Genomic DNA, 25056 nt, shown 5'->3' on the forward strand with positions numbered 1-25056 from the left:
TCACCTCAGACCGGCAACACGGACGCCACGAGCGTCTGCGTATAAGGATGTTGCGGATCGTCGAGCACCTGATCGGTGAGTCCGCTTTCGACGACGCGCCCGTCCTTCATCACCATCAGCCGATGCGCGAGCAGACGCGCCACGCCGATATCGTGCGTGACGATCACGGCCGCGAGATGGAGCTTGCTCGTCAGCGTGCGCAGCAGGTCCAGCAGCCGCGCTTGCACGGAGACATCGAGGCCGGCGGTGGGCTCGTCCATGAACACGAGACGCGGTCCCGTCACCAGATTACGCGCGATCTGCAGACGCTGTTGCATGCCGCCCGAAAACGCGGAAGGCAGTTCGTCGATGCGCGCGGCGTCCAGCTCGACGCGGCTCATCCAGTCGGCCGCCGTTTCGCGCAGCCGGCCATAGTGGCGCGCGCCGATTGCCATTAAAGGCTCGCCGATGTTCGCGCCCGCCGACACGTTGCGGCGCAGGCCATCGCGCGCGTTCTGATGCACGAAGCCCCATTCCGTGCGCGACAGTAGGCGTTTTTTCGGTTCCGCGAGCGTCAGCAGATCGAGCGCTTCGCCTTCACGCGTGGTGTAGGCGAGCGCGCCGCCGTCGATTCCGCTGCGCAACGCGAGCGCATTCAGCAAGGTCGATTTCCCCGATCCCGATTCGCCGACGATGCACAGCACTTCGCCCGGATGGACGACGAGATCGACATCGACGCAGCCGCCGCGCCCGTCATAACGCTTCGTGAGGCGTCTTGCTTCGAGCAGTGCGTTCATCGCATCACCTCGTCGTCGCCGCGGCGGCTGTGGCAGTAGTCGCTGTCGGAGCAGACGAACATGCGCTTGCCTGCGTCGTCGACGATCATCTCGTCGAGAAAGCTCTCGCGCGAGCCGCACAGCGCGCACGCATGCGCCCACTTCTGCACGCTGAAAGGATGATCCTCGAAATCCAGGCTCTTCACTTTCGTATAAGGCGGGATGGCGTAGATGCGCCGTTCGCGCCCCGCGCCGAACAACTGCAAAGCCGGGTTCATGTGCATCTTCGGATTGTCGAACTTCGGGATCGGCGATGGCGATGTGAGATAGCGCTCGTTCACCATCACCGGATAATCGTAAGTCGTCGCGATGCTGCCGTGCTGCACGATATCCTCATAGTATTTCACGTTGATGAGACCGTAGTCCGCGAGCGCATGCAGCTTTTTGCATTCCGTCACGCGCGGTTCCAGACGGAACAGCGGCTCGGGCATCGGCACCTGATAAACGAGGATCTGCTTGTCCGTGAGCGGCGTTTCGGGAATGCGGTGACGCGTCTGCACGATGGTCGCATCGGCCGTGCGCGTGGTCGTCGCCACGCCCGCCGTGCGCGCGAAAAAGCGCCGGATATTCACTGCATTCGTGGTCTCGTCGGAGCCTTGATCGATGACCTTCAGCGTATCGCGTTCGCCGATGATCGCCGACGTCACCTGCAGGCCGCCCGTGCCCCATCCATACGGCAGCGGCATTTCGCGCGATGCGAACGGCACCTGATAACCCGGCACCGCCACGGCCTTGAGCAGCGCGCGGCGGATCATGCGCTTGGTCTGCTCGTCGAGATACGCGAAGTTATACCCTTCGGTGAGCGCGTTCATGCCGCATTCTCCTTGTTGCCGTCCGCGCCGTGCGCCGCGCGCAAACGGCGCAGCAATTCGAGCTCGGACTGGAAGTCCACGTAATGCGGCAGCTTCAGATGCTGCACGAAACCGGACGCTTCCACGTTATCGCTGTGATACAGCACGAACTCCGCATCCTGCGTCGGCGAGCCGACCGTTTCGCCCAGCTCTTCGGCGCGCAATGCGCGATCGACGAGCGCCATCGCCATGGCCTTGCGTTCCGAATGGCCGAAGGCGAGGCCATAACCTTGCGTGAAGGCCGGCGGCACCTCGCCGCTGCCCGCAAACTGATTGATCATCTGACATTCGGTGATGTCGATATCGCCGATCTCGACCGCAAAGCCCAGTTCGTCGATATGCATTTCCACCGCGACTTCGCCTTGACGGATCTCGCCCGCGAACGGATGGCTATGCGCATAGCCGCGCTGAGTCGCATAACCGACCGCGAGCAGGAAGCCTTCGTCGCCGCGCGCGAGATTTTGCAGGCGCGTGGCGCGATCCGCGGGAAACGACAGCGGCTCGCGCGAGAGATCGCCCGGTTCCGGCGCGTTCTCGTGCGCACGCTCCTGTTCGATCAGCCCTTCCTTGTCGAGCATCGAAAGCACGCGCGGCATCGACTTTGCTTCGGATTCCTTTTCTTCGATAGCCGCGCCATTGGCGTGTTCGCCCTCGGCGAGCAAGGTGAAATCGAGCAGACGCTGCGTGTAATCGTAGGTGCCGCCCAGCATCTGCCCGCCGGGAATGTCCTTGAATGCCGCTGAAATGCGGCGCTCGACGCACATCGCTTCCGTATCGACCGGCAGCGTATAGCCGAAGCGCGGCAGCGTCGTGCGATACGCCCGCAACAGGAAGATCGCCTCGACGAGATCGCCCGCCGCCTGCTTGATCGCGAGCGCGGCGAGGTCTTCGTCGTAGACGGAGCCTTCGGTCATCACGCGCGCGACGGCAAGCCGCATCTGCTCGCGAATCTGCGCGACGGAGAGCTCCGGCACCGCGAGGTCGCCGCGGCGCTTCATCGCAAGCACGTCCCATGAACGTTCGATGGCGCGTTCGCCACCCTTGACCGCGACGTACATCAGTTCACCTCCACTTGCGTCGTGCGCGGCAGGCCGGCGAGCGCGCCGCCCGCCACGAAATAGCAATCGATGCCGCACGGAAAGAGCGCGGTAAGCGTCGCGCGCTGATGCCAGAACGCGCGCGTCAGTCCCGCGATCGCCACCGTGCGCGATTGTGCGATGCCCGGACCGCGCCACACGAGCGGCTCGCCTTCGGTCAGCGACGGCACGCGAATGAACAACGTCGCGGCATCTTCGGGCGATTCGGGCTCGCCATGCGAGAACGCTTCGAGCGAAGGCATGGCGCGCGCATCATCGATATAGGCGAACGCGGCCTCGCGGCGATCGTTCGTCAAGGGCGCACTTGCGTGAAAGCGCAGCGCATCGCCGAGCACGTTGTCTTCACGGTCGATATGGACGGGCGTCGAATAATCCGTGATCGCCAGCAGCGACGCGAATGCGGCGAGCGGCACGCGGCCCGCGAGCGCATCGCGCAGCGCGTGGTTATCGGGCAGCGCGGCATCGATCGCGACGATGCTGCCGGGGCGCGACAGCGCATCGAGCAGCGCGCGGAACACGCGCTGCGCGTCGTGCACCGTGTCGTTGAAGCCGGGCACGAGCGTGGTCATGTCGATCTGCATCATTCGCCTCTCACCATCGTGAAGAATTCGACTTTCGTTGCAGCCGCTTGCGCTTGCCTGCGATGTCGTTCGTCCGCGATGCGCGCGGCCAGCGGCTCGATGACGCGCGCCTGCAAGCGGTCCGCGTAGTGCGGCATTTGCAGCAGCGCATCGACGAGCGCGGCGAGCATCGCGCGTTCCTTGTCGCGGCCCATGTGCACCGCGACGCCGACCGGCGCGCTGCCGTCGCCGGTGCGCACACGCAGCGTGGCGCGCGTCACGGTCGTCTCGCCGAGATTGAAGGCATCGCCCGTGCCGCCGATGCGCGCACGCACCATCGCAAGCCCGATATCCGGCGCGCGCAGCCATTCGTAAGCAGGCAGGCGCTCGCCGTCGAGCGCCGCGTCCAGCGCCGCTCGCAGCGCCTCGCGCGGCGTGCGGGCGAGCACCGCCATCCATTCGCGGCGGCCCCGCGCGTGGGGCGCGTGCGGCTCCATTGAAGTACTCATCGCTTTCCCTATGTCTGTAGGACCGGTTCTCGCTATGCTACTCGTGGTCTTATCTAGTCGTCTAGACGTTTGGTCATGTGGTGAAGCTTTCACATTTCCATCACGAGTTGCGCACTACAATCCGGGAGAACGATATTCAAACCGACAGGAATGACAGCGCAATGACATCGAACGAAAATGCCGCGCCTCATGCGGTCGAGCGCGGCGCGGGGGTCGCGGTCTGGCGGCAGATCGAGCAGATTCTCGCCGCCGAGATCGCCGCGAAGAGCTTCGGCGACGAGGGGCGGCTGCCGAGCGAGGCGGAACTCGCGAAGCGCTTCGACGTGAATCGTCATACCGTGCGCCGCGCGATGTTGCGGCTCGCGGCGACGGGCCTCGTCAGCGTCGAGCAGGGGCGCGGCACCTTCGTGCAGCCCGGCGCAATCGACTATCAGATCGGGCGGCGCACGCGATTCACCGAGAATCTGCGGCGTCAGAAACATGCGTCGGCGGGCGTCGTGCTCACGTCCGAGCGCGTGAAGGCCGATCCGTCCGTCGCGAAGGCGCTCGGCGTGCGCGCGGGCACGCTCGTCTATCAGATCGAGACGCGTCACGATTCCGACGGCATTCCGATGACCTATGCGCGCAACTGGTATCCGGCCGCGCGCTTCAACGAGCTGCCCGCGGCGATCGAAGCGGCGGGCGGCGTGAGCGCCGCGCTCGAAACCTTCGGCGTGAAGGATTACACGCGCAAATGGAGCCGCATCGGCAGCGTGCTGCCTTCGTCGGAGGTCGCGCGGCGCTTGCAGATCAATCGCCAGCAGCCGGTGCTGTGGGTCGAAAACGTCGATGTCGACGAGCACGGCGTGCCCATCAAATACGGCATCACGCATTTCGCCGCCGATCGCGTGCAATTGATGATCGAGCACGATCTATGAGCGGCGCGCACGTGAATGGCGGCAATCCGCGCGTGGCCCTCTATTACGCGCCGCCCGCATCGTCGGCATGGTGGCGCGAAGGGTGCGAATGGCTCGGCCGCGATGCCGAGAACGGCCTGGAAAGCGCCACGCCCGCGCATGCCCTCACGCACGCGCCGCGCCGCTATGGCTGGCACGCGACGCTCATCGCGCCGTTTCACCTGGCGCCGGGCATCGAGCTGGCCGACGTGCTCGCGTGCGCGCGCGCCTGGGCCAGTTCGGTACCGCGCTTCGACATGCCGGTGCAAGCCGCGGAACTCGGCAACTTCGTCGCGCTGCGTCCCGCGCAGTCCTTCGACGACGACTGGCTGCGCACGCTCGCCGGCAACGCATTGCAGGCGCTCGCCGCGCTGCGCGCGGTGCCGTCGCGCGAAAGCATCGAGCGCCGCATTGGCGCCGGCATGAGCGCACGGCAGATCGCGCTGCTGCGCGAATGGGGCTATCCGTATGTCTTCGATGAATACCACTTCCACATGACGCTCTCCGATTCGCTCGACGACGCCAGCGCGCGCGCATCGATCATGTCGGAGTGGACGCGTCGCATCGAGACGCTCGGCCCCTTGCCGATGCATGGCGCGGCGCTCTTCATCGAGCCCGCGCCGGGCGCGCCGTTCACGCTATGGCAGCGCCTTCCGTTCAACAACGCACAGGATGTCGTGGCATGACCAGATTCGACAGCGCAAAGCTGATCTACGTGATGGGGCCATCGGGCGCGGGCAAGGACTCGCTGCTCGGCTTCGCGCGCGAACGCGTGGGCGCGCACGTGATGTTTTCGCATCGCTACATCACGCGCGCGGCGGCGGACGGCGAGAATCACATCGTGCTCTCGCACGACGAATTCGCATCGCGGCTTTCGTACGGCCTCTTCGCGATGCATTGGGAAAGCCTCGGTCTTTGCTATGGCATCGGCATAGAGCTGGATGCATGGCTCGCGCGCGGCATGCCGGTCGTCGTCAACGGTTCGCGGCAACATGCGGAACTCGCGCTCGAACGTTATCCGGATGCGCGCTTCGTGCATATCGATGCCGCGCCTTCGGTGCTCGCCGCACGTCTCGCGCGTCGCGGACGCGAAGATGCGCGGCAGATCGAAGCGCGCCTCGCGCGGCGTCCCGCGTTCGAATTGCCCGCGCATGCGCATGTCGTGAAGATCGACAACTCCGGCATGCTCGCCGACGCGGGTACGCAATTCCTCGACTTGCTCGCGCTCGCGGGCCGCGCTTAACGCCGCTTTTTCGCCTTCCGCGTCGCAGACGGCGGCGCGGACCCGGCCCCCTTCTCCGCGTATACCCTCAGTTGCAAGTGGATTTTCGTTCGCCGACACTTCGCAAATAGATTTGCGTGTTCTGTAATCAAGCAAATTGACTTGCCACCACTTCGACAAGGGGTCGATCATGAAATTCGCCGCAAAACTCGCCGTGGCCGCCGTCGCCGCGTTCTCTCTCGTCAGTGGCGCGGCCCGCGCCGAGACGCTGCTGGTCGCCTGCGACACCGCGTTCGTGCCGTTCGAATTCAAGCAGGGCAACGAATACGTCGGCTTCGACATCGATCTGTGGAAGGAAATCGCGAAGGATCTGAAGATCGACTACAAGCTCCAGCCGATGGACTTCAGCGGCATCCTGCCCGCGCTGCAGACGCATAACGTCGATGTCGCGCTCGCGGGCATCACGATCAAGGAAGAGCGCAAGAAAGTGATCGACTTCTCCGACGGCTACTACGACAGCGGCTTCACGCTGATGGTGCCGGCCGATAGCGCGATCAAGGGACCGGACGACCTGAAAGGCAAGACGCTCGCGATCAAGACCGGCACCTCGTCCGCCGATTATGCGAAGGCGAACTTCAAGGGCACGGATCTGCGCGCGTTTCCGAACATCGACAACGCGTATCTCGAACTCGCGACCGGCCGCGTCGATGCCGCGATGCACGACACGCCGAACGTCCTCTACTACATCCATACGGCGGGCAAGTCGCGCGTGAAGGCCGTTGGCCCGCAGATGATGGCGCAGCAATACGGCATCGCGTTTCCGAAGGGCAGCCCGCTCGTCGCGAAGGTCAACGCGGAGCTCGTGAAGATCAAGGCGGATGGCCGCTATGCGGCGATCTACAAGAAATGGTTCGGCGTCGAGCCGGCGAAGTCCTGAACGCGGGCCACGGAGAAAAACGATGCAGTTCGATCTCTCGGTCATCGTCGACGCCGTGCCCGCGCTCATGCACGGCGCGCGTCTCACGGTGCTGATCACCCTCGCGGGGCTCGCGGGCGGCATGCTCGTGGGCCTGCTGTTCGGTTTGATGCGCGCTTACGGGAATGCGCTCTGTCAAAGAATCGCGTTCACGTATATCGAGTTCGTGCGCGGCACGCCGATCGTCGTGCAGGTGATGTTCATCTACTTCGCGCTGCCCTTGCTGCTGCACGTGCGCGTCGATGCGATGAGTGCGGCCATCGTGTCGATCGTCATCAATTCGGGCGCGTATATCGCGGAGATCGTGCGTGGCGCGTTTCTCTCCGTGCCGCGCGGCCTCAAGGAAGCCGGGCTCGCGCTCGGCATGCCGGGCTGGCGCGTGCTTGCGTTCGTCGTCGGTCCGGTCGCGCTGCGGCGCATGACGCCCGCGCTCGGCAATCAGTTCATCGTGAGCCTGAAGGACACGTCGCTGTTCATCGTGATCGGCGTGGGCGAACTGACGCGGCAGGGCCAGGAAATCATGGCGTCGAATTTTCGCGCGGTCGAAATATGGACGGCCGTCGCGCTCATCTATCTCTGCATGATCGGCGCGCTGACCTTCGGCCTGCGCACGATGGAACGGCGGATGCGCATTCTATGACTACGATGAATCACAACGGCCGCATGGTGCAGTTCAAGGGCGTGACCAAGCGCTTCGGCAAGACGGTGGTGCTCGATGAAGTCGATCTCGACATCGACGCGGGCGAAGTCGTCGTGCTGATCGGCCCGTCCGGCTCGGGCAAATCGACGCTTCTGCGCTGCATCAACGCGCTGGAGCAGATCGATGGCGGCGATCTCGTCGTCGATGGCGTGAGCGTGCTCGGCGGTGCGAAGAAGGTGCGCGAGATCCGTCAGGAAGCGGGCATGGTGTTTCAGCAGTTCAATCTGTTCCCGCAGATGACGGCGCTCGAAAACGTCGCGTTCGGCCCGCGTCAGGTGCGCGGCATGAGCAAGCCCGACGCCGAATCGCTCGCGCGCGATCTGCTGACGAAGGTCGGGCTCGGCGAGCGCGTCGGGCACTACGCGAGCGAGTTGTCGGGCGGACAGCAACAGCGCGTTGCGATCGCGCGGGCGCTCGCCGTGAAGCCCAAACTCATGCTCTTCGACGAGCCCACGTCCGCGCTCGATCCCGAGTTGCGGCAGGAAGTGCTGCGCGTGATGCAATCGCTCGCGGAAGAAGGCATGACGATGGTCGTGGTCACGCATGAGATGGCGTTCGCGCGCAAGGTCGGCACGCGCCTGATCTTCATGGAGCACGGGCATATCACGGTTGACGGCGCGCCCGCCGAATTGCTCGATAATCCACCGAATCAGCGTTTGCGCGATTTCCTGCAACACGTCGAATAACTTTTAGCGATTCACTTCGAATTTATGGCAGCACTCGGTTTTATCGACATTTCCGGCTCCCCGCGCGAAGCGGGCGAAGCGCTCGGCCGGTTCGGCGCGCACGCGGTTCATGCGCACTTGCTCAACACGCGCGCATGGCAAACGGTCATGCAATGGCGCGGCAGCGACACGGCGCGCGCCATGGCCGCGCTCGTGCGCGAACGCTTCCCGCGCGTGTGGGACGAGCTTCACGGGCTCGCGGCGGGTCTCGCCCTGCCCTTCGAAGAGGTCTTTCTCTGGAATTGCCGCGGCGATGTCTGGGCGATGTCGCCCGATGGCTGCACCACGGTGCAGCTTCCCGGCGCGGATGTTCGGCGCGTGAGCCACAACGAGGACGGCATGCCCGGCTTCGACGGACATTGCGCGATTGCCGAATGCCGCATCGAAGGCGGTGCGGGATTCGCGGCTTTCGTCTATCCCGGCTCGCTGCCGGGACACACCTTCGCCGTGACGAACAACGGCCTCGCGATGACCGTGAACAATCTGCGTCAGCGCGAAGTCGTCGCGGGCGTGCCGCGCATGGTGCTCACGCGCGCGATCCTCGATGCGCCCACGCTCGACGAAGCGGTGCGCATCGTGCGCGACAGTCCGCGCGCGGGCGGCTTTCATCTGACGCTCGGCGCCTGCGGCAATCCCGCGCTGCTGAGCGTCGAGTTCAGCGCGCATGACTGCTCGGTCGTCGAAGTGAACGCGCCTTCGTTACATGCGAATCACGCGATTCATCCCTCGATGCACGGCTTCTCGCAGATCGTCACCGACTCGTCGCGTCACCGGCAGGCGCGTGGCGATGCGCTGATCGCGTCGGCTGAATCGATCGATCCGCTTGCGATTCTCGCCGATCATGCAGACGCGGCGCTGCCGATTCATCGCACGCATCCCGACGATCCCGACGACGAGAACACGCTCGCCACCGCCGATATAGTCATTCATGCGTCTCACATAGAATGGGAGGTTCACGAACATCCCGGGCATCCCGCCCGGTATCGGATGATCAATGGACACAGGCAAACGGAAGGGGCGTCGCGCGAGCGAGGCTGAAGTGGGCGCGCAGATGCCGCCGCGCAACGTCGATGGGCTGCGCGAGCTCGTGATACGCATTGGCCGTGACGAAGCCGATGTCTCGCTCGGCGGCAAGGCGCATACCGTGCTCGCGAAGCTGCTGGAACGTCCCGAGGAAGTGGCGGTGCGCACGATCACCGATCTGGCGGCATCGCTCGATGTCAATGCATCCACGCTCACGCGCCTTTCGACGAGGCTCGGCTATGCGGGCTTCGCCGACTTCCAGAGCGTGTTCCGCGATAGCCTCGCCGAGCGGCATCGGCATTTTTATAGCCAGCAGGCGGAACGGCTCGTCGCGAGCAGCAAGGCCCATGCGCCCGATGCCGCGCCCGAAGTGGATATGGTCGTGAAGCTCGCGCGCGAATCGATCGGCAACGTGGAAGGATTCATTGCGCAGTTATCGCCAGCGGATTTGCGCAGCGCCGCGCGCCTGCTCGCCGAGGCGAAGCGCGTGCGCGTTCATGGCCTGCGCCAGTTCAGCGCGCTCGCGAGCTTCGTGTGTTATGGCCTCGGCATGATCCGCACGGATGTCGCGCTGCTCGATGCGCAAGGCCTGGGCGTCGCGGAAGGCCTCGCGCAATTGCAGCCCGGCGATGTCGTGATCGTCACGAGCGTCGCGCCCTATACCCGCAGCGTCGCCGATGCCGCGGCCGCCGCGAAGGAAGCCGGGCTCGATGTCATCGCGATCACCGATACGCTTGCATCGCCGCTCGTGCCGCCAGCGCGTCACGCGTTCCTCATTCCGCACGAAAGCAGTTTCTTCAGCAACAGCATGGGCGCGTATCTCGTGTTCTGCGAAGGCTTGCTGAATCTCGTCGCGGCGCAGCTCGGCAAGCGTGCGCTGCATGCGCTCGAGCGACGCGAAAAACTCATCACGTCGCTCGATATCGAAATGTCGTGACGTGCCTCAGATCACGCGCTCGCGCACCCAGCCCGAGACAAGATCGATCAACGACACGATCACGATGACGATGATCATCACCGCGGCCGTCTGCGCATAGTTGAACGAGCGGATGGCCTCGTACAGCACCACGCCGATGCCGCCCGCGCCGACCATGCCGACGACCATCGCGGAGCGCACGTTCGACTCGAAGCGGTACAGCGCGAACGAAATCCACAGCGGCAAGACCTGCGGCAGCACGCCGTAGACGATTTCATCGAGACTGCTTGCGCCCGTCGCGCGCACGCCTTCGGCGGGACGGGCATCGACAGCTTCGACGGCCTCGGCGAAGAGCTTCGCGAGCACGCCCGTCGTATGCACCCACAACGCAAGCACGCCGGCGAACGGACCGAGACCGACCGCGACGATGAACAACATCGCGAAGACCATCTCGTTGATCGCGCGGCACGCGTCCATCAGGCGGCGCACCGGCTGCGCGATCCACACCGGCGCGATGTTCTGCGCCGACAGCAGGCCGCACGGCACCGCGCAGATCAGCGCGAGCGCCGTGCCCCACACGGCGACCGCGAGCGTCACGATCATTTCATGCGCATACGTGCGCCATTCCGTGAAGTCGGGCGGAAAGAAATCGCGCGCGAACTGGCTCATGTTGCCCGATGCGCCGAGCAGATCGAGCGGGCGCATGTCCGCGCTCGACCATGACAGACCGAGCACCGCGATCACGACGATCCAGCCGAGCGTCGATGTCCAGCTTCGTTTGGGCGCCGTTGCGTGAACGGGCCTTGCGATGCCCGCATCGAACGTGATTGCGTCGAACGGCTTCATTTACTTCGCCGCCGTATCGAGCGCGGCGATCTTCTGATCGAGCGCGGCGATTTGCGCCTTCTTGTCGGCATCGTCGATATGCGCGTCGTTCTGGACTTGCTGCTTCTTCTGAAACAGCGCCATCTGACGAATCGGCACGAGTTGCGCGTTCGACGAATCCGCAAAGCCGGAGTAGCCCGAAATCGCGCTCATGACGGACTGCTCGCGCGGATCCTTCTGCGCGTAGTGATCGAAGAAGTTGCGCAGCTTGTCCTTCGTCGCCTGCGGCAGATCGCGACGCCACACGAGCGGGTCCGACGGAATCAGCGGCGACTTCCACAGCACGCGCACCTTCGGATACAGCTCGGGATGCGTCGACTTGATCGTGTCGAGCATGTCGGTGTTGTTGGTCGCGATATCGATCTTGTCGTTCACGACCGCGAGCATGTTCGACTCGTGGCTCGACGGCAGCACGCTCTTGAACGCGGTCTTTACGTTGATGCCGTTCTTCGCGAAGAGATAGTACGAAGGCACGAGCGTGCCCGAAGTCGAGTTCGGATCGCCGAAGCCGAGGTTGATCTGCTTCGTGTTCTTGAGCACCTGATCGAGCGACTTCCATTCGCTGTTCGCGTTCGTGATAAGCAGCGAGTAATAGCCCGCCTCGCCGTTCTTGTACTTCACCTTCGCGAAGACTTCGCCATTCGAGCGGTCCACCGCCTCGATCGCCGATGCATTGCCGAAGAAGCCGATCTGCACCTTGTTGAACCGCATCGCTTCGATGATGCCCGCGTAGTCGGTCGCGAAGAACGCCTTCACGTCGAGACCGGTCTGCTTGTTCAGATCGTCGATGAGCGGCTGCCAGCGCTGCTTGAGCGCGGCCGACGAATCCGTCGAGATGATGCCGAAGTTGAGCGTTTCGGCGCTGGCGGTCTGCGTCAGCAGGCACGACGCGAGCGCCGCGCCAGCCAGAAGGAAACGGGCTGCTTTCATGTTGCGATCCAGGGGTTGTGATGGAGGTTGATGACTCAGGACGTGGCGAATGCGGGCGATGGCCGTGCGGCGTCCGCTGTCTCGGCGCGTTCCTGCGCGGCGCGATGCGTGAGCAGTTCATCCGCGGACGAGCCGTACAGATCGCGCAGCACGTCGGGCGTGAGCCGTTCGCTCGCGCCATCGAAGACGACGCGGCCATCGCGCAATGCGATCGTGCGCGCGCAGTACTTCATCGCGACATCGATCTGATGCAGCGACACGACGACCGTCAGCTTGTGCTCGCGATTGAGCGATTGCATGAGTTCCATGACGCGCCGCGCGGATTCCGGGTCGAGCGATGCGATCGGCTCGTCGGCAAGCACGATGCGCGCGCGCTGCACGAGCGCGCGGGCCAGCGCGGCACGCTGTTGCTGGCCGCCCGACAGGTTGCTGGCGCGTTCGAAGGCGTGGTCGCCGATGCCCATCGCGCTCAGCGAATCCATCGCGAGCGCTTGCTCGCCGCGCGGAAAACGGCCCGCGAGACGCCGCCACAGCGACACGCGCGAGAGCGCGCCGATCAGCACATTGGTCTGCACCGACAGCCGGCCGACGAGATTGAACTGCTGAAACACAAAGGCGACGTCGCGGCGAATCGAGCGCACTTCGCGCACGATCCTGCCGTTCTGCTGGATCGGACGGCCGAGTAGCGTCACGTGCGACGGCGCGGGGTCGGATGCCGTAAAGCCGGCGATATGCCGCAGAAGCGTCGATTTGCCCGATCCCGACGCGCCGATGAGCGCGACCATCTCGCCCTCCTCCACGCGCAGATCGACGGAGTCGAGCGCCTTGCGGCCGTTCCTGAACGTCTTGGTGAGACGCTCGATGCGAATTGCGTCCATAGCTTCCCTCGATGGGCGCGCTCGAAAAGGCGCGCTGAAACGTTCGGGAGATTCTAGGAAGCGAACATGACGAGACAGTGACGCGCATGAGACGTCTAGATGAATACATCACTTTGGCCGCGCACGCGTTGAGACGATCGAGCAGAAATACGATCCGAACGAGCATTCACGTTTTCGGCGCCGCACCGCATGATTGATCCCAATGCATCGACCATTCGAGACACCATCATGAACACGATCCACAAGGATGTCGCCATCATCGGCGCGGGCAGCGCGGGACTGACGGCGTATCGCGCGGCCAGGGCGGCGGGCGCTTCTGCAATCCTGATCGAAGGCGGCGCGCACGGCACCACCTGTGCGCGCGTCGGCTGTATGCCGTCGAAGCTGTTGATCGCGGCTGCCGAGGCGGCGCATCACGCGACGCATGCGGCGGCATTCGGCGTGTATATCGACGGTAACGTGCGCATCGACGGACGCGAGGTGATGGGGCGCGTGAAGCGCGAGCGCGACCGCTTCGTGAGCTTCGTCGTCGCGGGTGTCGATGCGATGCCTGCGGAGGACAAGCTCACGGGCTATGCCCGCTTCATCGACGATAACCTGCTGCAAGTCGGCGAGCATACGACGGTGCGCGCAAAGAGCGTCGTCATCGCGACGGGATCGAGTCCGGTCATGCCGGCGATGTATCGCGCGCTGGGCTCGCGCGCGATCATCAACGACGACGTGTTCGCGTGGGACGATCTGCCGAAGCGCGTCGCGGTGATCGGCGCGGGCGTCATCGGACTGGAACTCGGACAGGCGCTGGCGCGGCTCGGCGTGCGCGTGTCGGTGCTGGGTGCGCGCGGGCGCGTCGGGCCGCTGACCGATCCCGAGATTCGCGGCTATGCAGCGCGCGTGTTCGGCGAGGCGTTTCGTTTCGATTCGCGCGCGCAAGTCGAAGCCGCCGTGCGCGATGGCGATGAAGTGCGCTTGCGCTATGTGTCCGGCGCGGGCGAGACGATCGAAGACACCTTCGATTACGTGCTGGTGGCGGCGGGACGCAAGCCCAACGTCGCATCGCTGGGTTTGCAGAACACGTCGCTCGCGCTCGATGCCGATGGCTTGCCCGTCTATGATCCGCTGACCCTGCAGGCGGGCGCGCATCCGGTGTTCATCGCGGGCGATGCCAACGGCGTGCTGCCCTTATTGCACGAAGCAGCCGACGAAGGGCGCGCGGCCGGCACGAATGCGGCGCGTTATCCGCAGGTCGCGCCGGTCGAGCGCCGTGCGCCCATCGCGATTGCTTTCACGGACCCTGGCATCGCGATGGTCGGTGCGCGTCATGTCGATCTCGCGCCGGATTCGTTCGTGACGGGCGAAGTGAGCTTCGAGGATCAGGGGCGCGCCCGCGTGATGCTCAGGAATCGCGGGCTCATGCATGTGTACGTCGATAAGGCGAGCCGCCGCTTCGTTGGCGCGGAATGGATCGGACCGGATGCGGAGCATATCGCGCATCTGCTTGCATGGGCTTTGCAGATGAAGCTCACCGTCGATGACATGCTGGGCATGCCGTTTTATCATCCGGTCGTCGAGGAAGGATTGCGCACCGCGCTGCGCGATGCGGCTTCGAAGCTGGCGTGACCTCAGTCGGGAATCTCCGGCTCGACCAGTCTCGCCAGCTGAAGCAGCGACTCCTGCCAGCCGAGATAGCACATCTCGACGGGGATAACCTCAGGCACGCCTTCCTGCACGATGTCGAGTTCTGTGCCGCACGAAACCTGCCGCAGCGAAACGGTGACATGCATTTCGCCCGGCAGGTTCGCATCGTCGAAACGGTCCGTGTAGCGAATCTTTTCGAAGGGCACTAGTTCAAGATATTCGCCGCCAAACGAATGGCCGTGACCGGTGCTGAAGTTATGAAATGACATCTTGTGGGTGCCGCCCTGCCGCGCATCCATGTGATGGACCCGGCAAGTGAACCCGTAAGGCGGCAGCCATTTCGACATGGCGTCGGGTTCGAGAAAAGCGCGATAGACGCGCTCGGGCGTCGCGCGCAAGACGCGATGAAGACGGACGGTTCCGGTAGTCATGGTGTGTTCACCTTTCAAAAGAGTTTGGACACATCTCTACGACGATGCGTGCAAGCCCGGATCGACATTCGCTGGATCAGGGAAATCCCCAAGCAAACCCGCATACATAAACCAATGTAATGCTGCGCGGAAAAGAAATAGCATTGACGGTGCTTTTATGCCCTCGAATACTAGGGCTCCTTGGGGTACCGCCCGCGTCTCTCGTCCTCATCGTTCGGAGGATTGGCCGGCACTCCTTCTTCGGGCCACAACGAACAGGGAACGCGACATGAAGAATGCCTTATTCGCACGTTTCGTCATGAAGGCGGCACTTGCAGTTTCAGCAGTCACGTTCACGATGCACGCGCAATCCGCCGAGCCGATCAAGATCACGCTCGCCAACTGGGCCGATACCCAGGCGGTCGTGTACACCGCGAAATACGTTCTCGAAACGAAGCTGCAACAGCCCGTGACGCTCGTGAATGCGGATCTCGGCATCCAGTTCCAGGGTATTGCTCGCGGCGACGTCGATCTCATGCTGGGCGCGTGGCTTCCCGTCACGCACGCGGCCTACTTTGCCCGCTACAAGAATGACATGGTGGATATGGGCATCATCTACACGGGAGCAAAGATCGGCTGGGCGGTCCCCGACTATGTGCCCGAAAGCGACGTGGCTTCGATCGCCGATCTCAACAAGCCCGATGTCAAGACGAAGCTGAACAGCACGATCCAGGGCATTGAGCCCGGCGCTGGAGAGATGGTCGCCTCGGAGAAAGCGATGAAGGACTACGATCTCGCCGGCTACACGCTGATCCGAGCGAGCGAGGCCGGCATGCTGACCGCGCTTTCGCGTGCCTATCAGTCGAAGCAGTGGATCGTGGCAACCGTCTGGAGCCCGCACTGGTTGTGGCAGAAGTGGAAGATGCGCTATTTGAAAGACCCCAAAGGCACGCTTGGCGGCGATGAACAGATTCATGGCTTCGCGTCGAAGCAGTTTGCGAGCAAATATCCTCGCGCCGACGTCTTCATTCGCCACTTCAAGCTGACGCTGGCCGATGTCGAAGAGATCGAACTGACGGGCAATAACACGAACGACTGGAATGCGGCAGCGAAGAAGTTCGTCGATGCGCATCCCGACAAGGTTCAGGCATGGCTGCAACAGTAATCGCCTGAGCGCGGCCTGACATGCATCGTGTCAGGCCGCGCATCGCTTCCTATCGTCAGAACGACGCCAAAGGCGCGCCGAAAACGCCTTCCTCAGGCACGATTCCGAGCCCCACGCCCTGCGGCGGCCTGACATGACCGCCCTCGACGCGAACGCCATGCTTCGCATCGAAGTGCCCTTCGATCATCGGCGCCGCGATCCAGACGCCATCGAGCAATGCGGGCGGCACCGTCGCGCCGATATGCGCACACGCCGCCGCGATGAGATCGCCGCCCCACGCGTCATCGCATGTATGAGGCAGGTTGCGCGCGACGCAGACATCGCGGAAAGCGCGCATCGGATGCAGGCCGCCGAGCCGCGTCACCTTCATGCCGAATCCATCGACGAGACCCGTGCCCGCAGCGGTGATGGCCGTGCCGAGATTCGTGCAACTCTCGTCCATATACAGCGGGTGACCGATCCGGTTGCGAATCGATTGCAGGTCTTCGATCGTATTGCACGGCTGTTCGAGAATGAACGGAACATGCGCGCATTCCCGGCTGAGCCGGATGGCGTCGCGCGTGCTCAGGCTGCGATTTCCATCGACGGCGAGACGTATGCCTGAGCCTCGAATGGCCTCCCATACCTTGATGACCGATTCGACATCTTCTTCGATGGCCCTGCCGCCGACTTTCAACTGCAGACGCGGATAACCTTCGGCGCGCTTTTCCGCCGCCACGCGCGCCACTTCGTCGGGCGCGCCGATGGTCACGGCGTAATAAGAAGGCAGGCGCTCGGCCAATGCGCCGCCAAGAAGATCGGATACGCTCACGCCGTAATGTTTGCCCAGCAAATCGTGCATGGCGATATCGACGGCAGCCTTCGCATAGCTGTGACCATTGAGCAAGCTTTCCATGCGATCGTGCAGCGGCACCGGCAACGCCTCGACGCCGATGATGCCGGGCGCCATTTGCGAAAGCGCCGCGAGCGCGCCAGCCGGATGCGACTCGGCGTAAGTGGGACCAACGGGGCAGGTTTCGCCCCAGCCGCTCAGGCCATTGTCCGCGACGAGTTCGACCAACGTGGTCGTCAGCGAATAGACATCCGCGCGGGCCATCCTGTAAGGGCCATTAACGACAGGCAGTTCACATTGATACAAACGGATCTGCTTGATCTTCATGCTTTTACCTCGGGAATGGTCAGCACGAGTTTGCCGAGATGCGCTTTGCTCAAGAACGCCTCCTGAGCTTCGCGGATGTTCTCCAATGGAAAAGTCAAGGCCACGAGCGGCTTGATTTCGCCTCGCTCGATGTATGAGATCAGGTTCGGAAAAACTTCCTCGTCCTGAAAGGTGCAGCCCATCAGCGTCAGGTCCTTGAGGTAAAGCGTGCGCAGGTCGATCTTCGATATCGGCCCTGCAATCGCGCCCGCGATCGCATAGCGGCCGCCCAGGCGCAGAACCTTGAGAAGCTCGGGCCACTGCTCGCCGCCGACGACATCGATCACCACATCGATGGCGTTTTCGCCGAGCACCGAAACGAGATCCGCGTCCCGATCGATGACGCGATCGGCGCCGAGATCGCGCAGCGCCGACGCCTTGCCCGGCGATGCTTGCGCGATGACGGTCGCGCCGCGACGCCTGGCCAGTTGCACCGCCGCCGATCCCACGCCGCCGGACGCGCCGGTTATCAGCACCACTTCGGCGCCGAGCTTCACGCGATGCAGCATGTTCTCGGCGGTGGAATAAGAGCAGGGAATGGAGGCGAGTTCCGCGTCCGACCAGTCGCACACGACCTTGAAGGTTTCTCTCGACGGCGCCACGGCGAACTGCGCAAAGCCTCCGTCACATTCGCTTCCGAAGGTCCAGCATTCGAACGGCCGATAGCCCACATAGCTGCGCAGCATGCTGCTGATGAGCACGCGCTCGCCGATGCGCGAGGCAGGCACGCCGTCGCCCACCGCGACGATAGAGCCGCAGCAATCCGCGCCCTGAATCCGCGGGAAGTCGAGCGACGCGCCCGACCACGATGCGTCCGCGCCATCGACATGTTCGAACCCTTGCGCACCGCCGGTTCCCGTATCGCTGTCGATGGATTTCGAGTACCACCCGATACGCGTATTGATGTCGGTGTTATTCACCGCGGAGGCGTGCACCTGAACGAGCACCTCGCCTTGCTTTGGCCGAGGCACGGGTACATCGGTGCGATATTCGAGCTTGTCGAAGCCGCCCAGCCCGGTGAGGCGAACGGCGTGCATGGTGGCAGGCAATGGCGACATCATCGTTTCTCTCTCCGATACTCGGATAACACGGGAAGGCTTGTCACTCGTCCATCTCGGCGAGGCGTGGCCGGGGCACAATCGCGGGCGCGATCTTTTGCGCACCCGCCGCGCGCTGCTGGCCGATTTGCAGTAAAGCGATGCTGATGAAGATCAGCACGATCGCGACGGCTTCGAGCATCCCGAAGCGCTCTCCCACCGCCCAGCCAATCAACAGCGCAACCGCCGGCGCGAGATAGTTGGAACTCGACGATGCCACCGCACCGAGCTTGTCGAGCAGGTAGTAGTAGATCAGGAATGCCGCGCCCGTTCCCAGAAAGCCCAGCCCGATAACAACGCCGCCCGTCGCGTGCCAGTCTTCGAGCAGGCGGCTCATGCCGGAGAAGTCGGTCACGGTGCAAAGCATGATGAGGGCGAGCCCCATTTGCCAGGTCGCCAGTGCAAGAGGCGGAAGATTCGCCGGCGAAAGGAATCGCCGCACATAGATGTATGAAAGCCCGAGCGTCATCGAACTCGCCAGCAGCCAGCAGACGCCCGTCAGATCGATGTCGCTCTCCGCGCCTTCCCAGGGCCGCGCTATCAGCACGATGCCGGCGAATCCGAGCAAGACGCCGACGCCCATCATCCCGTTGAATTTCTCGCTGCGCAGGAAGAGTAGCGAGAACACGGCGGTGAATAGCGCGATCGATCCGCCGAGCACACCGGCGATGCCCGAGGGAAGCACGGCCGTTCCCTTGATGATCGCGACATAGTAAAAAGCGGTGGCCGCACCCGCCATGACCAGAAAGTGCGGCAGCAGGCGCAGTTGCTCACGCGTGATGACTCGCCTGCGCCAAGCGAAAAATGCGAGCGGCAAGAAGCCGAAGAGAACACGGAGAAATGCCACCTGAATCGGGCTGATCAGCGCCGTGGCCCACTTCATGTAGATGAAGTTGGAACCCCATAGAACACCGAGGAAGACGAACGCGATTCTTGAAAGTGGCATGCTCGATGGATGGTTCGCTGTCGGATCGTTCGAGCACTCGCCAAGATTCGAATGCTCGCGCTGTGCCCAGTATTGGTTTGCCGGAAAACGTCGTCAATGCGCTTTATTTTCCTGGACGCATAACTCCACGTTATGCGTCGTTACGCCCGCGGCGTGACGAAGAAGCTCGATGAGCGTCTGAATCGTCGGCGTGATGCTGCGGCCGTGAGGTACGACCACGTAATACGCATCTTGCAGCGGAAGTGCCGCACTCGTGAGACGGACCAGCTCGCCCGACGCCAGATGTTCGTGAAGCAGTCTGCCCCAGCCGAGCGCTACGCCTTGACCGTGACGTGCCGCCTGAACCGCATCGTTATACAGGCAGGTGCGAAGGCCATACTTCAGCTTCGCCGGCCGCAAGCCCATCGCGCGGAACCACTCTTCCCAAGTCAGCCAGCCTTCGGACGTGGGGTCGTACGAGATGAGCGTCAGATTCGCCAGCTCTTCGAGCGAGCCGGGCGCGCCGTACTCGTCCAGCCATGCGGGCGAGCAGACGGGAAAGACTTCTTCGCCGAACAGCAGATGCGATGTGCCGTCGCTCCACTTTCCGTTGCCCCAGCGCACGGCCGCATGAACTTCGTTGTGCCGCAGGTCCGCCGTGAACATCGTCGTCGTCAGGCGAAGCCGGAGATTCGGCTGAAGACGCTTGAGTTTGGCGAGGCTCGGCATGAGCCGGAAATGCGAAAACGCGGCCGTTGTCGCGAGCACGAGTTCTTCTTCCTCGATACCGTTCGATAAACGGTCGAACACGCCCGCGATTTTGCCCATCGCTTCCGCGACGACCGTGTAGAGCGCCTCGCCTTCGCTTGTCAACGTCGAAGCGCGATGCAGCCGGTCGAGCAGACGCACGCCCAGCAATTCCTCGAGAATGCGGATTTGCCGGCTCACGGCCGCCTGCGTCACGCCCAGTTCCGCCGCGGCATGCGTGAAGCTGCGCAAGCGCGCAACAGCCTCGAATTCGACCAGCGCCGTCAACGAAGGTATCAGCCGCCGATAACCTTTCACGCCATCCATAGCAAGTTTCATCGTGGTCGAATTGTCATTCCGGTCCGGCGGACCATTCCTTCATGCTGAGATTCGCCGTCGCGCCCAAGGTCAAAAAAGGCTGAGGCGGAAGGCGCTTCGGCGCGGCAAAGCCACGAAACACCTGTACCAGCCATGAATCGATGCCAAGCGCCGCCTCGGCCGCCGCGATGCCCGCGGCCGTGGCTTTCGTCGCACCGACGCCATTGCAGGCGATGGCCGCGAACATGCCGGGCTCGATCTCGCCGAAGGCGGGCACGCCGTTCCATGTCAGCGCCATTGCGCCGGCCCACCGGTATTGCATGGACAACGCCTTGAGCATCGGGAAGCGTGCCTCGAACTTGCGGTCGTGAACGCGTCCCGCGCGTGCGATTGCAGCCTGGCTCACCTGCATGCGCGGGTTATAGGTGTATCGCGAGCGAATCAGGATTCGATCGCCGTCTTCGCCTCGCACTCTTCGCACCGTCGTTCCCATCGGGAAGGCCGGCGTGGCCGCCCATGAGCGATCGCCGCCAAGCAGGGAAGGATCGAATGCTTCGGTCATCGACGCGTACGTATAGACGTGCAGAAGCTGACCACGAAAGAGGCCGAAGCTCTGCGCCTGCCCGTTATTCGCAAGGATGATCTTGCCCGCGTTGACCGCGCCCTTGGGCGTCTCGATGCGCCACGCCGCGCCGCGCCGTTCCAACGACAGCGCGGGCGTGTTTTCGTAGAGCCTGACCGAAGCGCCGAACGAATCGGCCAGACCGCGGATATACGCCGCCGGCTGGATAATGACCGTGCCCGGCGTATAGATAGCCGACGTGAACGCGCCCGTACCGGTGACGGCCGCAATCTCTTTCTCATCCAGCAGCCGATACGGCTCGCCGACCTTCTCCAGTTGCTTCGCATAGGACACGACATGCCTGTCGCCCTGCGGACCGAGCGCGACGTTGTACTTGCCGCAAGGATCGAATACGTCCTTGCCCCAGCCTTTCTCGCTGGCAAGCTGGCGCGCAAGCGCAATGGCGATGCGATGGACCGCGATATCGTGCCGCCTCGCATCGCTATCGGAGCCGCCATAGTCTTCCGATGAAACCTCATGAGGCAAATCGATGATGAAACCCGAGTTGCGCCCCGTCGCGCCCTCCGCTATTTCACCGGCCTCCAGGATGACGACGTCGAGTTTCGAATCGAGTTGAGCAAGACGCCGCGCCGCGGAAAGCCCCGCGAAGCCGCCGCCGATCACGACGATATCGGCGTTCACTTCGCCATCGAGCGATGGACACGGCGTGCGGCGAGGCAGCATCGTCACCCAGCCGGACTCGCCGAGATGCTGAGGCAGTTTGTTCGCTACGAACATGATGTGTCGCCCGATTTGCTATACCGCGCTTTCGCGCTCGACGAGTTCGCCCAGCGCGCTGCGCAAGGCGTCGGCCTTCTCCGATGAAAGACGCGACAAGGGACGACGCGGATTGCCCGCGCCATAACCTGTCATGTCCGCCGCCGCATAAACGGACTGCACGTAATCGCCTTCCCAGATCAGGGACATGACCGGCTCGAGCAGCCGCCAGATGTCGCGCGCGTCGTCCCATCGATGTTCCTGCGCCGCCGCAACGAATCGAAGGCACGTTTTCGGCGCGAAGTTCGCGCCGCCCCAGATCAGTCCTTTCACGCCCGCGTACATCGCGTAAGGCACGAGCGCGTCCGCGCCGTTCATCATCGGCAGGCCGGTGCGGATTAGCGCCGCCTGCTTCGCGAGATCGCCGCTGCTGTCCTTCACCGCGAGGAACTCCGGTATGTCGCAAAGACGGCGCAGCAATGCAGGCGTGATTTCGACGCCGACGGCTTGCGGCACGTTGTATCCGATGATCGGAAGTCCGCCGCGTGCGGCCGCCGCATAGAACTCGAAGACACCATCGTCGTCTGTCGGGCCTTCGAAGAACGGCGGCAGCACCATGACGCCGTCGGCGCCGCAATCGGCGGCATGGCGCGTACGCTCGATGACATCGTCGACAAGCAAAGCCGACGTCTGCGCGATGACTTTGGCGCGGCCATCGATCACCTTCGCGCCGAACGCGACGAGCGCTTTCGATTCCTCTTGCGAGAGATAGACGTGCATGCCCGTACCGGAACTCAGCACGAAGCCGCGAATGCCTGCGGCAAGATAGCGCTCGATCAGCGCTTCCAGCCGTGCGTGGTCGGGCTTTCCATTTGCATCGAAAGGAGTGCTAATCGCCAGATTGATGCCGGGAAAAAGAAAATCATTCATGTCTTTAAGGTCGCGTCAGATTGAAATCGTCGAGAACAACGTCAGAACTCGATCGCCACGGCAACGCCTTCGGGCGCTACGTAGGAAGCCATGTTGCGCCGCGCCAGATAGACGTGCTCGCGCACGATCTCACCGGCGGCGTCGGCATCGCGACGCTGAATCGCATCGATGATGTCTTCGTGTTGCTGCACCGCCTCCGCGAGTTCGGCGTCCATGCGCTCGTCGCGCGGCTGATAAAAGGTCTTGCCGAGCCGTGCATGGTCGATCAGCAAACGGCACAGGCTCGGCAGCAGATAAGGGTTATGCGCCATCTTGCCGATCGCGAAGTGAAAGTGATCGTTTTCGAGCACGCGTTCATCCACCGCATTGCCTTCGACCGCCGCGCGAAAGCGTTCCTGTATGCGTTTGAGTCCGTCTATTTCCGCTTGCGTCGCATGCGCCGCCGCCAGCTTGGTCGTGGCGACATAGATAAGCGGGGCCGCAAGAAAGTAATTGCGCAGCGAGTCATAGTTCATCGACGCCACGCGGGCCGTGCGATTCGCTTCGAGCTCGATATAACCCTCGGCTGCCATCTGCCGCATGAGTTCACGTACCGGCGGCCGCGATAGACCGAACTCCTCGGCGAGCGCCACTTCGTCCAGGCTCGCGCCCGGCGCAAGTTCCATGCGCAAGATACGGTGCCGAAGCGCTTGCGCGAGTGTCGCCTTGCGGTCTTGCGACGGCGCTTGTGCATCGTCCCGGTCGAGTTCCTCCACGTTCCGCTTCATGTGCTCTCCTGTTGTGCGCATCGTGTGTCTTCAATTTGTATTCGTCAAGACTTCAATGTGTCTTATCAGGGAATTCACGGATATGTGCGGCCATCCTGCGGGTAAATGCGTCGAACGCGCATAACTTAATGTAATGCGGCCTGGAAAATAAAGCCCATTGACGCTGTTATCGACGCCCTCAATACTCAGCGCTCAAACGAGGCGGTCTGAACCTGACGAGCAATACAAAAAGAGCGGGCGCATAGCTCGACACATCCACAAACGTGCCTGGAGCAAACAGGAATGGCGCATAACGAGCTTCAAGCGGTCCAGTTGAGTGAGAGAGACAGACTTCTGCATGATGTGCGCGCGTATCGACTCGCACGCGTGCAGGAGCAGTTACGCAAGCACGACTGTCCGGCAATCCTGCTATACGACCCGGTGAACATTCGCTATGCCACCGATACGTCCAACATGCAGGTATGGGCAGGCCGCAATCCCGCGCGCTATGTGATGGTCTTCGCCGACGGCCGTATCGTCGCGTGGGAATTTCACAGCAGCGAGCATGTCTGGGACGGACTGAACCTCGATGTCGAACTGCGCGGCGCGCTCAGTTGGACATTCTTCAACGCGGGCCACGAAGCGGAACGCCGCGCGCAAGCGTGGGGCGCCGAGATCGTCGATGTGCTCACTCAGCACGCGCCCAATGGCCGCGTGCTTGCCGTGGACCGGCTCGATCCGTTCGGCACGGCGTATCTGGAAAAGCAAGGCATCACCCTGCTCGACGGGCAGGCCTTGATGGAAACCGCGCGGCTCATCAAGTCGCCGGGCGAACTCGTTCTTATCGGCGAATCGCTGCGCACCGCGGAGAAAGGTATCGAACGCATGCGCCGCGAGCTACGCCCGGGACTGACCGAGAACGACATCTGGGCGCATCTTCACTTCGAGAACATCCGCAACGGCGGAGAGTGGATCGAAACGCGGCTGCTCGCTTCGGGCGATCGAACGAATCCGTGGATGCACGAGTGCTCGTCGCGCGTATTGCAAAGCGGCGATCTGCTCGCATTCGACACCGACATGGTCGGACCGAACGGCTATTGCTCGGATATCTCCAGAACATGGCGGGTCGGCGACGGCCGGCCATCGGATGACCAACGCAAGCTCTATGAACTCGCGTATGCACAGGTCCACTACAACATGGATCTCCTGCGCCCCGGCATGACGTTCAAGGAGTTTTCGGAAAAGGCATGGAAGATTCCGGATCAGTTCGTGAAGAACCGGTACTGCTGCCTTGCACATGGCATCGGCATGGTCGATGAATATCCTTCCATCGCGCATCAGGTCGATTGGGAAAGCTCGGGTTATGACGGACGTTTCGAAACCGGCATGACGGTGTGCGTCGAAAGTTATATCGGCGCTGAAGGCGGCACGCAGGGCGTCAAACTCGAACAACAGGTCGTGCTCACCGAAAACGGCTGCATCGCGCTGACGGATTGCAGTTTCGAAACCGACTGGCTGTAGTTA

The 25056-nt window shown here is 63.1% G+C and carries 27 protein-coding genes; 11 read left to right on the forward strand and 16 right to left on the reverse strand.

Features of this window, described 5'->3' with window-relative positions:
* Window positions 1–5: 5 nt before the first annotated feature.
* From phnK to phnG, 5 genes are read right to left on the reverse strand one after another with little or no spacing between them, the layout of a single operon-like run.
* Complete coding sequence (gene phnK / locus AWB70_RS33515; protein ID WP_053569811.1) at window positions 6–776, reverse strand: phosphonate C-P lyase system protein PhnK; 771 nt, start codon at window positions 774–776, stop codon at window positions 6–8.
* Complete coding sequence (locus AWB70_RS33520; protein WP_014251729.1) at window positions 773–1627, reverse strand: alpha-D-ribose 1-methylphosphonate 5-phosphate C-P-lyase PhnJ; 855 nt, start codon at window positions 1625–1627, stop codon at window positions 773–775. The genes phnK and AWB70_RS33520 overlap by 4 nt, the downstream gene beginning before the upstream one ends.
* Complete coding sequence (locus AWB70_RS33525) at window positions 1624–2724, reverse strand: carbon-phosphorus lyase complex subunit (RefSeq protein WP_053569810.1); 1101 nt, start codon at window positions 2722–2724, stop codon at window positions 1624–1626. The genes AWB70_RS33520 and AWB70_RS33525 overlap by 4 nt, the downstream gene beginning before the upstream one ends.
* Window positions 2724–3347, reverse strand: a complete 624-nt coding sequence (phnH, locus tag AWB70_RS33530; RefSeq protein ID WP_053569809.1) for a phosphonate C-P lyase system protein PhnH — start codon at window positions 3345–3347, stop codon at window positions 2724–2726. The genes AWB70_RS33525 and phnH overlap by 1 nt, the downstream gene beginning before the upstream one ends.
* Complete coding sequence (gene phnG / locus AWB70_RS33535; RefSeq protein WP_053569808.1) at window positions 3344–3832, reverse strand: phosphonate C-P lyase system protein PhnG; 489 nt, start codon at window positions 3830–3832, stop codon at window positions 3344–3346. The genes phnH and phnG overlap by 4 nt, the downstream gene beginning before the upstream one ends.
* 161 nt (window positions 3833–3993) lie before the next feature.
* Between phnG and phnF the strand changes: the two genes are divergently transcribed.
* The 8 genes from phnF to AWB70_RS33575 all read left to right on the forward strand — a co-directional run bounded on the left by phnF (window position 3994) and on the right by AWB70_RS33575 (window position 10350).
* Complete coding sequence (gene phnF, locus AWB70_RS33540) at window positions 3994–4749, forward strand: phosphonate metabolism transcriptional regulator PhnF (RefSeq protein WP_014251725.1); 756 nt, start codon at window positions 3994–3996, stop codon at window positions 4747–4749.
* Window positions 4746–5453: a DUF1045 domain-containing protein gene (locus tag AWB70_RS33545; RefSeq protein ID WP_053569807.1), complete on the forward strand. Its 708-nt coding sequence runs from the start codon at window positions 4746–4748 to the stop codon at window positions 5451–5453. The genes phnF and AWB70_RS33545 overlap by 4 nt, the downstream gene beginning before the upstream one ends.
* A complete protein-coding gene (phnN, locus tag AWB70_RS33550; protein ID WP_053569806.1) occupies window positions 5450–6010 on the forward strand; it encodes a phosphonate metabolism protein/1,5-bisphosphokinase (PRPP-forming) PhnN in 561 nt (186 codons plus the stop codon). The genes AWB70_RS33545 and phnN overlap by 4 nt, the downstream gene beginning before the upstream one ends.
* A 169-nt stretch (window positions 6011–6179) precedes the next feature.
* The gene (glnH, locus tag AWB70_RS33555) at window positions 6180–6926 is read left to right on the forward strand and encodes a glutamine ABC transporter substrate-binding protein GlnH (RefSeq protein WP_014251722.1); all 747 of its coding nucleotides are present in this window, start codon (window positions 6180–6182) and stop codon (window positions 6924–6926) included.
* 22 nt (window positions 6927–6948) lie between these two features.
* Window positions 6949–7605, forward strand: a complete 657-nt coding sequence (gene glnP, locus AWB70_RS33560; RefSeq protein ID WP_014251721.1) for a glutamine ABC transporter permease GlnP — start codon at window positions 6949–6951, stop codon at window positions 7603–7605.
* Window positions 7602–8351, forward strand: coding sequence for a glutamine ABC transporter ATP-binding protein GlnQ (gene glnQ, locus AWB70_RS33565; RefSeq protein WP_041732028.1), 750 nt, complete (start codon window positions 7602–7604; stop codon window positions 8349–8351). Before glnP ends, glnQ begins: the two co-directional genes overlap by 4 nt.
* A 24-nt stretch (window positions 8352–8375) precedes the next feature.
* Entirely contained in the window at window positions 8376–9428 is a 1053-nt protein-coding gene (locus AWB70_RS33570) for a C45 family autoproteolytic acyltransferase/hydrolase (RefSeq protein WP_053569805.1), read from the forward strand.
* The gene (locus AWB70_RS33575) at window positions 9385–10350 is read left to right on the forward strand and encodes a MurR/RpiR family transcriptional regulator (RefSeq protein WP_053569804.1); all 966 of its coding nucleotides are present in this window, start codon (window positions 9385–9387) and stop codon (window positions 10348–10350) included. Before AWB70_RS33570 ends, AWB70_RS33575 begins: the two co-directional genes overlap by 44 nt.
* Window positions 10351–10356: 6 nt before the next feature.
* On the opposite strand, the gene phnE is transcribed toward AWB70_RS33575, so the two are convergent.
* From phnE to phnC, 3 genes are read right to left on the reverse strand one after another with little or no spacing between them, the layout of a single operon-like run.
* Entirely contained in the window at window positions 10357–11175 is an 819-nt protein-coding gene (gene phnE / locus AWB70_RS33580) for a phosphonate ABC transporter, permease protein PhnE (protein WP_053569803.1), read from the reverse strand.
* Window positions 11176–12144 (reverse strand): phosphonate ABC transporter substrate-binding protein, encoded by a 969-nt coding sequence (phnD, locus tag AWB70_RS33585; RefSeq protein WP_045452829.1) that lies wholly within the window; start codon window positions 12142–12144, stop codon window positions 11176–11178.
* Window positions 12145–12179: 35 nt separating this feature from the next.
* On the reverse strand, window positions 12180–13022 hold the full coding sequence (phnC, locus tag AWB70_RS33590) for a phosphonate ABC transporter ATP-binding protein (RefSeq protein WP_053569802.1): 843 nt from the start codon (window positions 13020–13022) through the stop codon (window positions 12180–12182).
* Window positions 13023–13250: 228 nt separating this feature from the next.
* Between phnC and AWB70_RS33595 the strand changes: the two genes are divergently transcribed.
* The gene (locus AWB70_RS33595; RefSeq protein ID WP_053569801.1) at window positions 13251–14639 is read left to right on the forward strand and encodes a dihydrolipoyl dehydrogenase; all 1389 of its coding nucleotides are present in this window, start codon (window positions 13251–13253) and stop codon (window positions 14637–14639) included.
* Window positions 14640–14641: 2 nt separating this feature from the next.
* Here the strand turns inward: AWB70_RS33595 and AWB70_RS33600 are convergent, their stop codons facing one another.
* Window positions 14642–15088 carry an SRPBCC family protein gene (locus AWB70_RS33600; protein ID WP_053569800.1) on the reverse strand — a complete coding sequence of 149 codons (447 nt, stop codon included), beginning with the start codon at window positions 15086–15088 and terminating at the stop codon, window positions 14642–14644.
* Window positions 15089–15356: 268 nt separating this feature from the next.
* On the opposite strand from AWB70_RS33600, the gene AWB70_RS33605 reads away from it, so the two are divergent.
* A complete protein-coding gene (locus AWB70_RS33605) occupies window positions 15357–16232 on the forward strand; it encodes a glycine betaine ABC transporter substrate-binding protein (RefSeq protein WP_053569799.1) in 876 nt (291 codons plus the stop codon).
* 55 nt (window positions 16233–16287) lie between these two features.
* Here AWB70_RS33605 and AWB70_RS33610 read toward each other — a convergent pair whose 3' ends face one another.
* From AWB70_RS33610 to AWB70_RS33640, 7 genes are all read right to left on the reverse strand, one after another.
* On the reverse strand, window positions 16288–17391 hold the full coding sequence (locus tag AWB70_RS33610) for a mandelate racemase/muconate lactonizing enzyme family protein (protein ID WP_053569798.1): 1104 nt from the start codon (window positions 17389–17391) through the stop codon (window positions 16288–16290).
* Window positions 17388–18491, reverse strand: a complete 1104-nt coding sequence (locus tag AWB70_RS33615; RefSeq protein WP_053569797.1) for an alcohol dehydrogenase family protein — start codon at window positions 18489–18491, stop codon at window positions 17388–17390. The genes AWB70_RS33610 and AWB70_RS33615 overlap by 4 nt, the downstream gene beginning before the upstream one ends.
* 40 nt (window positions 18492–18531) lie before the next feature.
* Window positions 18532–19473: a DMT family transporter gene (locus AWB70_RS33620; protein ID WP_053569796.1), complete on the reverse strand. Its 942-nt coding sequence runs from the start codon at window positions 19471–19473 to the stop codon at window positions 18532–18534.
* 93 nt (window positions 19474–19566) lie between these two features.
* Entirely contained in the window at window positions 19567–20538 is a 972-nt protein-coding gene (locus tag AWB70_RS33625) for a LysR substrate-binding domain-containing protein (protein ID WP_053569795.1), read from the reverse strand.
* A gap of 13 nt (window positions 20539–20551) precedes the next feature.
* The gene (locus tag AWB70_RS33630; protein ID WP_053569794.1) at window positions 20552–21877 is read right to left on the reverse strand and encodes an NAD(P)/FAD-dependent oxidoreductase; all 1326 of its coding nucleotides are present in this window, start codon (window positions 21875–21877) and stop codon (window positions 20552–20554) included.
* Window positions 21878–21895: 18 nt separating this feature from the next.
* The gene (locus tag AWB70_RS33635) at window positions 21896–22786 is read right to left on the reverse strand and encodes a dihydrodipicolinate synthase family protein (protein WP_053569793.1); all 891 of its coding nucleotides are present in this window, start codon (window positions 22784–22786) and stop codon (window positions 21896–21898) included.
* A 41-nt stretch (window positions 22787–22827) separates the two neighbouring features.
* On the reverse strand, window positions 22828–23553 hold the full coding sequence (locus tag AWB70_RS33640) for a GntR family transcriptional regulator (RefSeq protein WP_045452799.1): 726 nt from the start codon (window positions 23551–23553) through the stop codon (window positions 22828–22830).
* A 282-nt stretch (window positions 23554–23835) separates the two neighbouring features.
* Here AWB70_RS33640 and AWB70_RS33645 point away from each other — a divergent pair, with 282 nt between their 5' ends.
* A complete protein-coding gene (locus AWB70_RS33645; RefSeq protein WP_053569792.1) occupies window positions 23836–25053 on the forward strand; it encodes a M24 family metallopeptidase in 1218 nt (405 codons plus the stop codon).
* Window positions 25054–25056: the final 3 nt, after the last annotated feature.

It is taken from the genome of Caballeronia cordobensis (assembly GCF_001544575.2).
GTDB classification, from domain to species: Bacteria; Pseudomonadota; Gammaproteobacteria; order Burkholderiales; family Burkholderiaceae; genus Caballeronia; species Caballeronia cordobensis.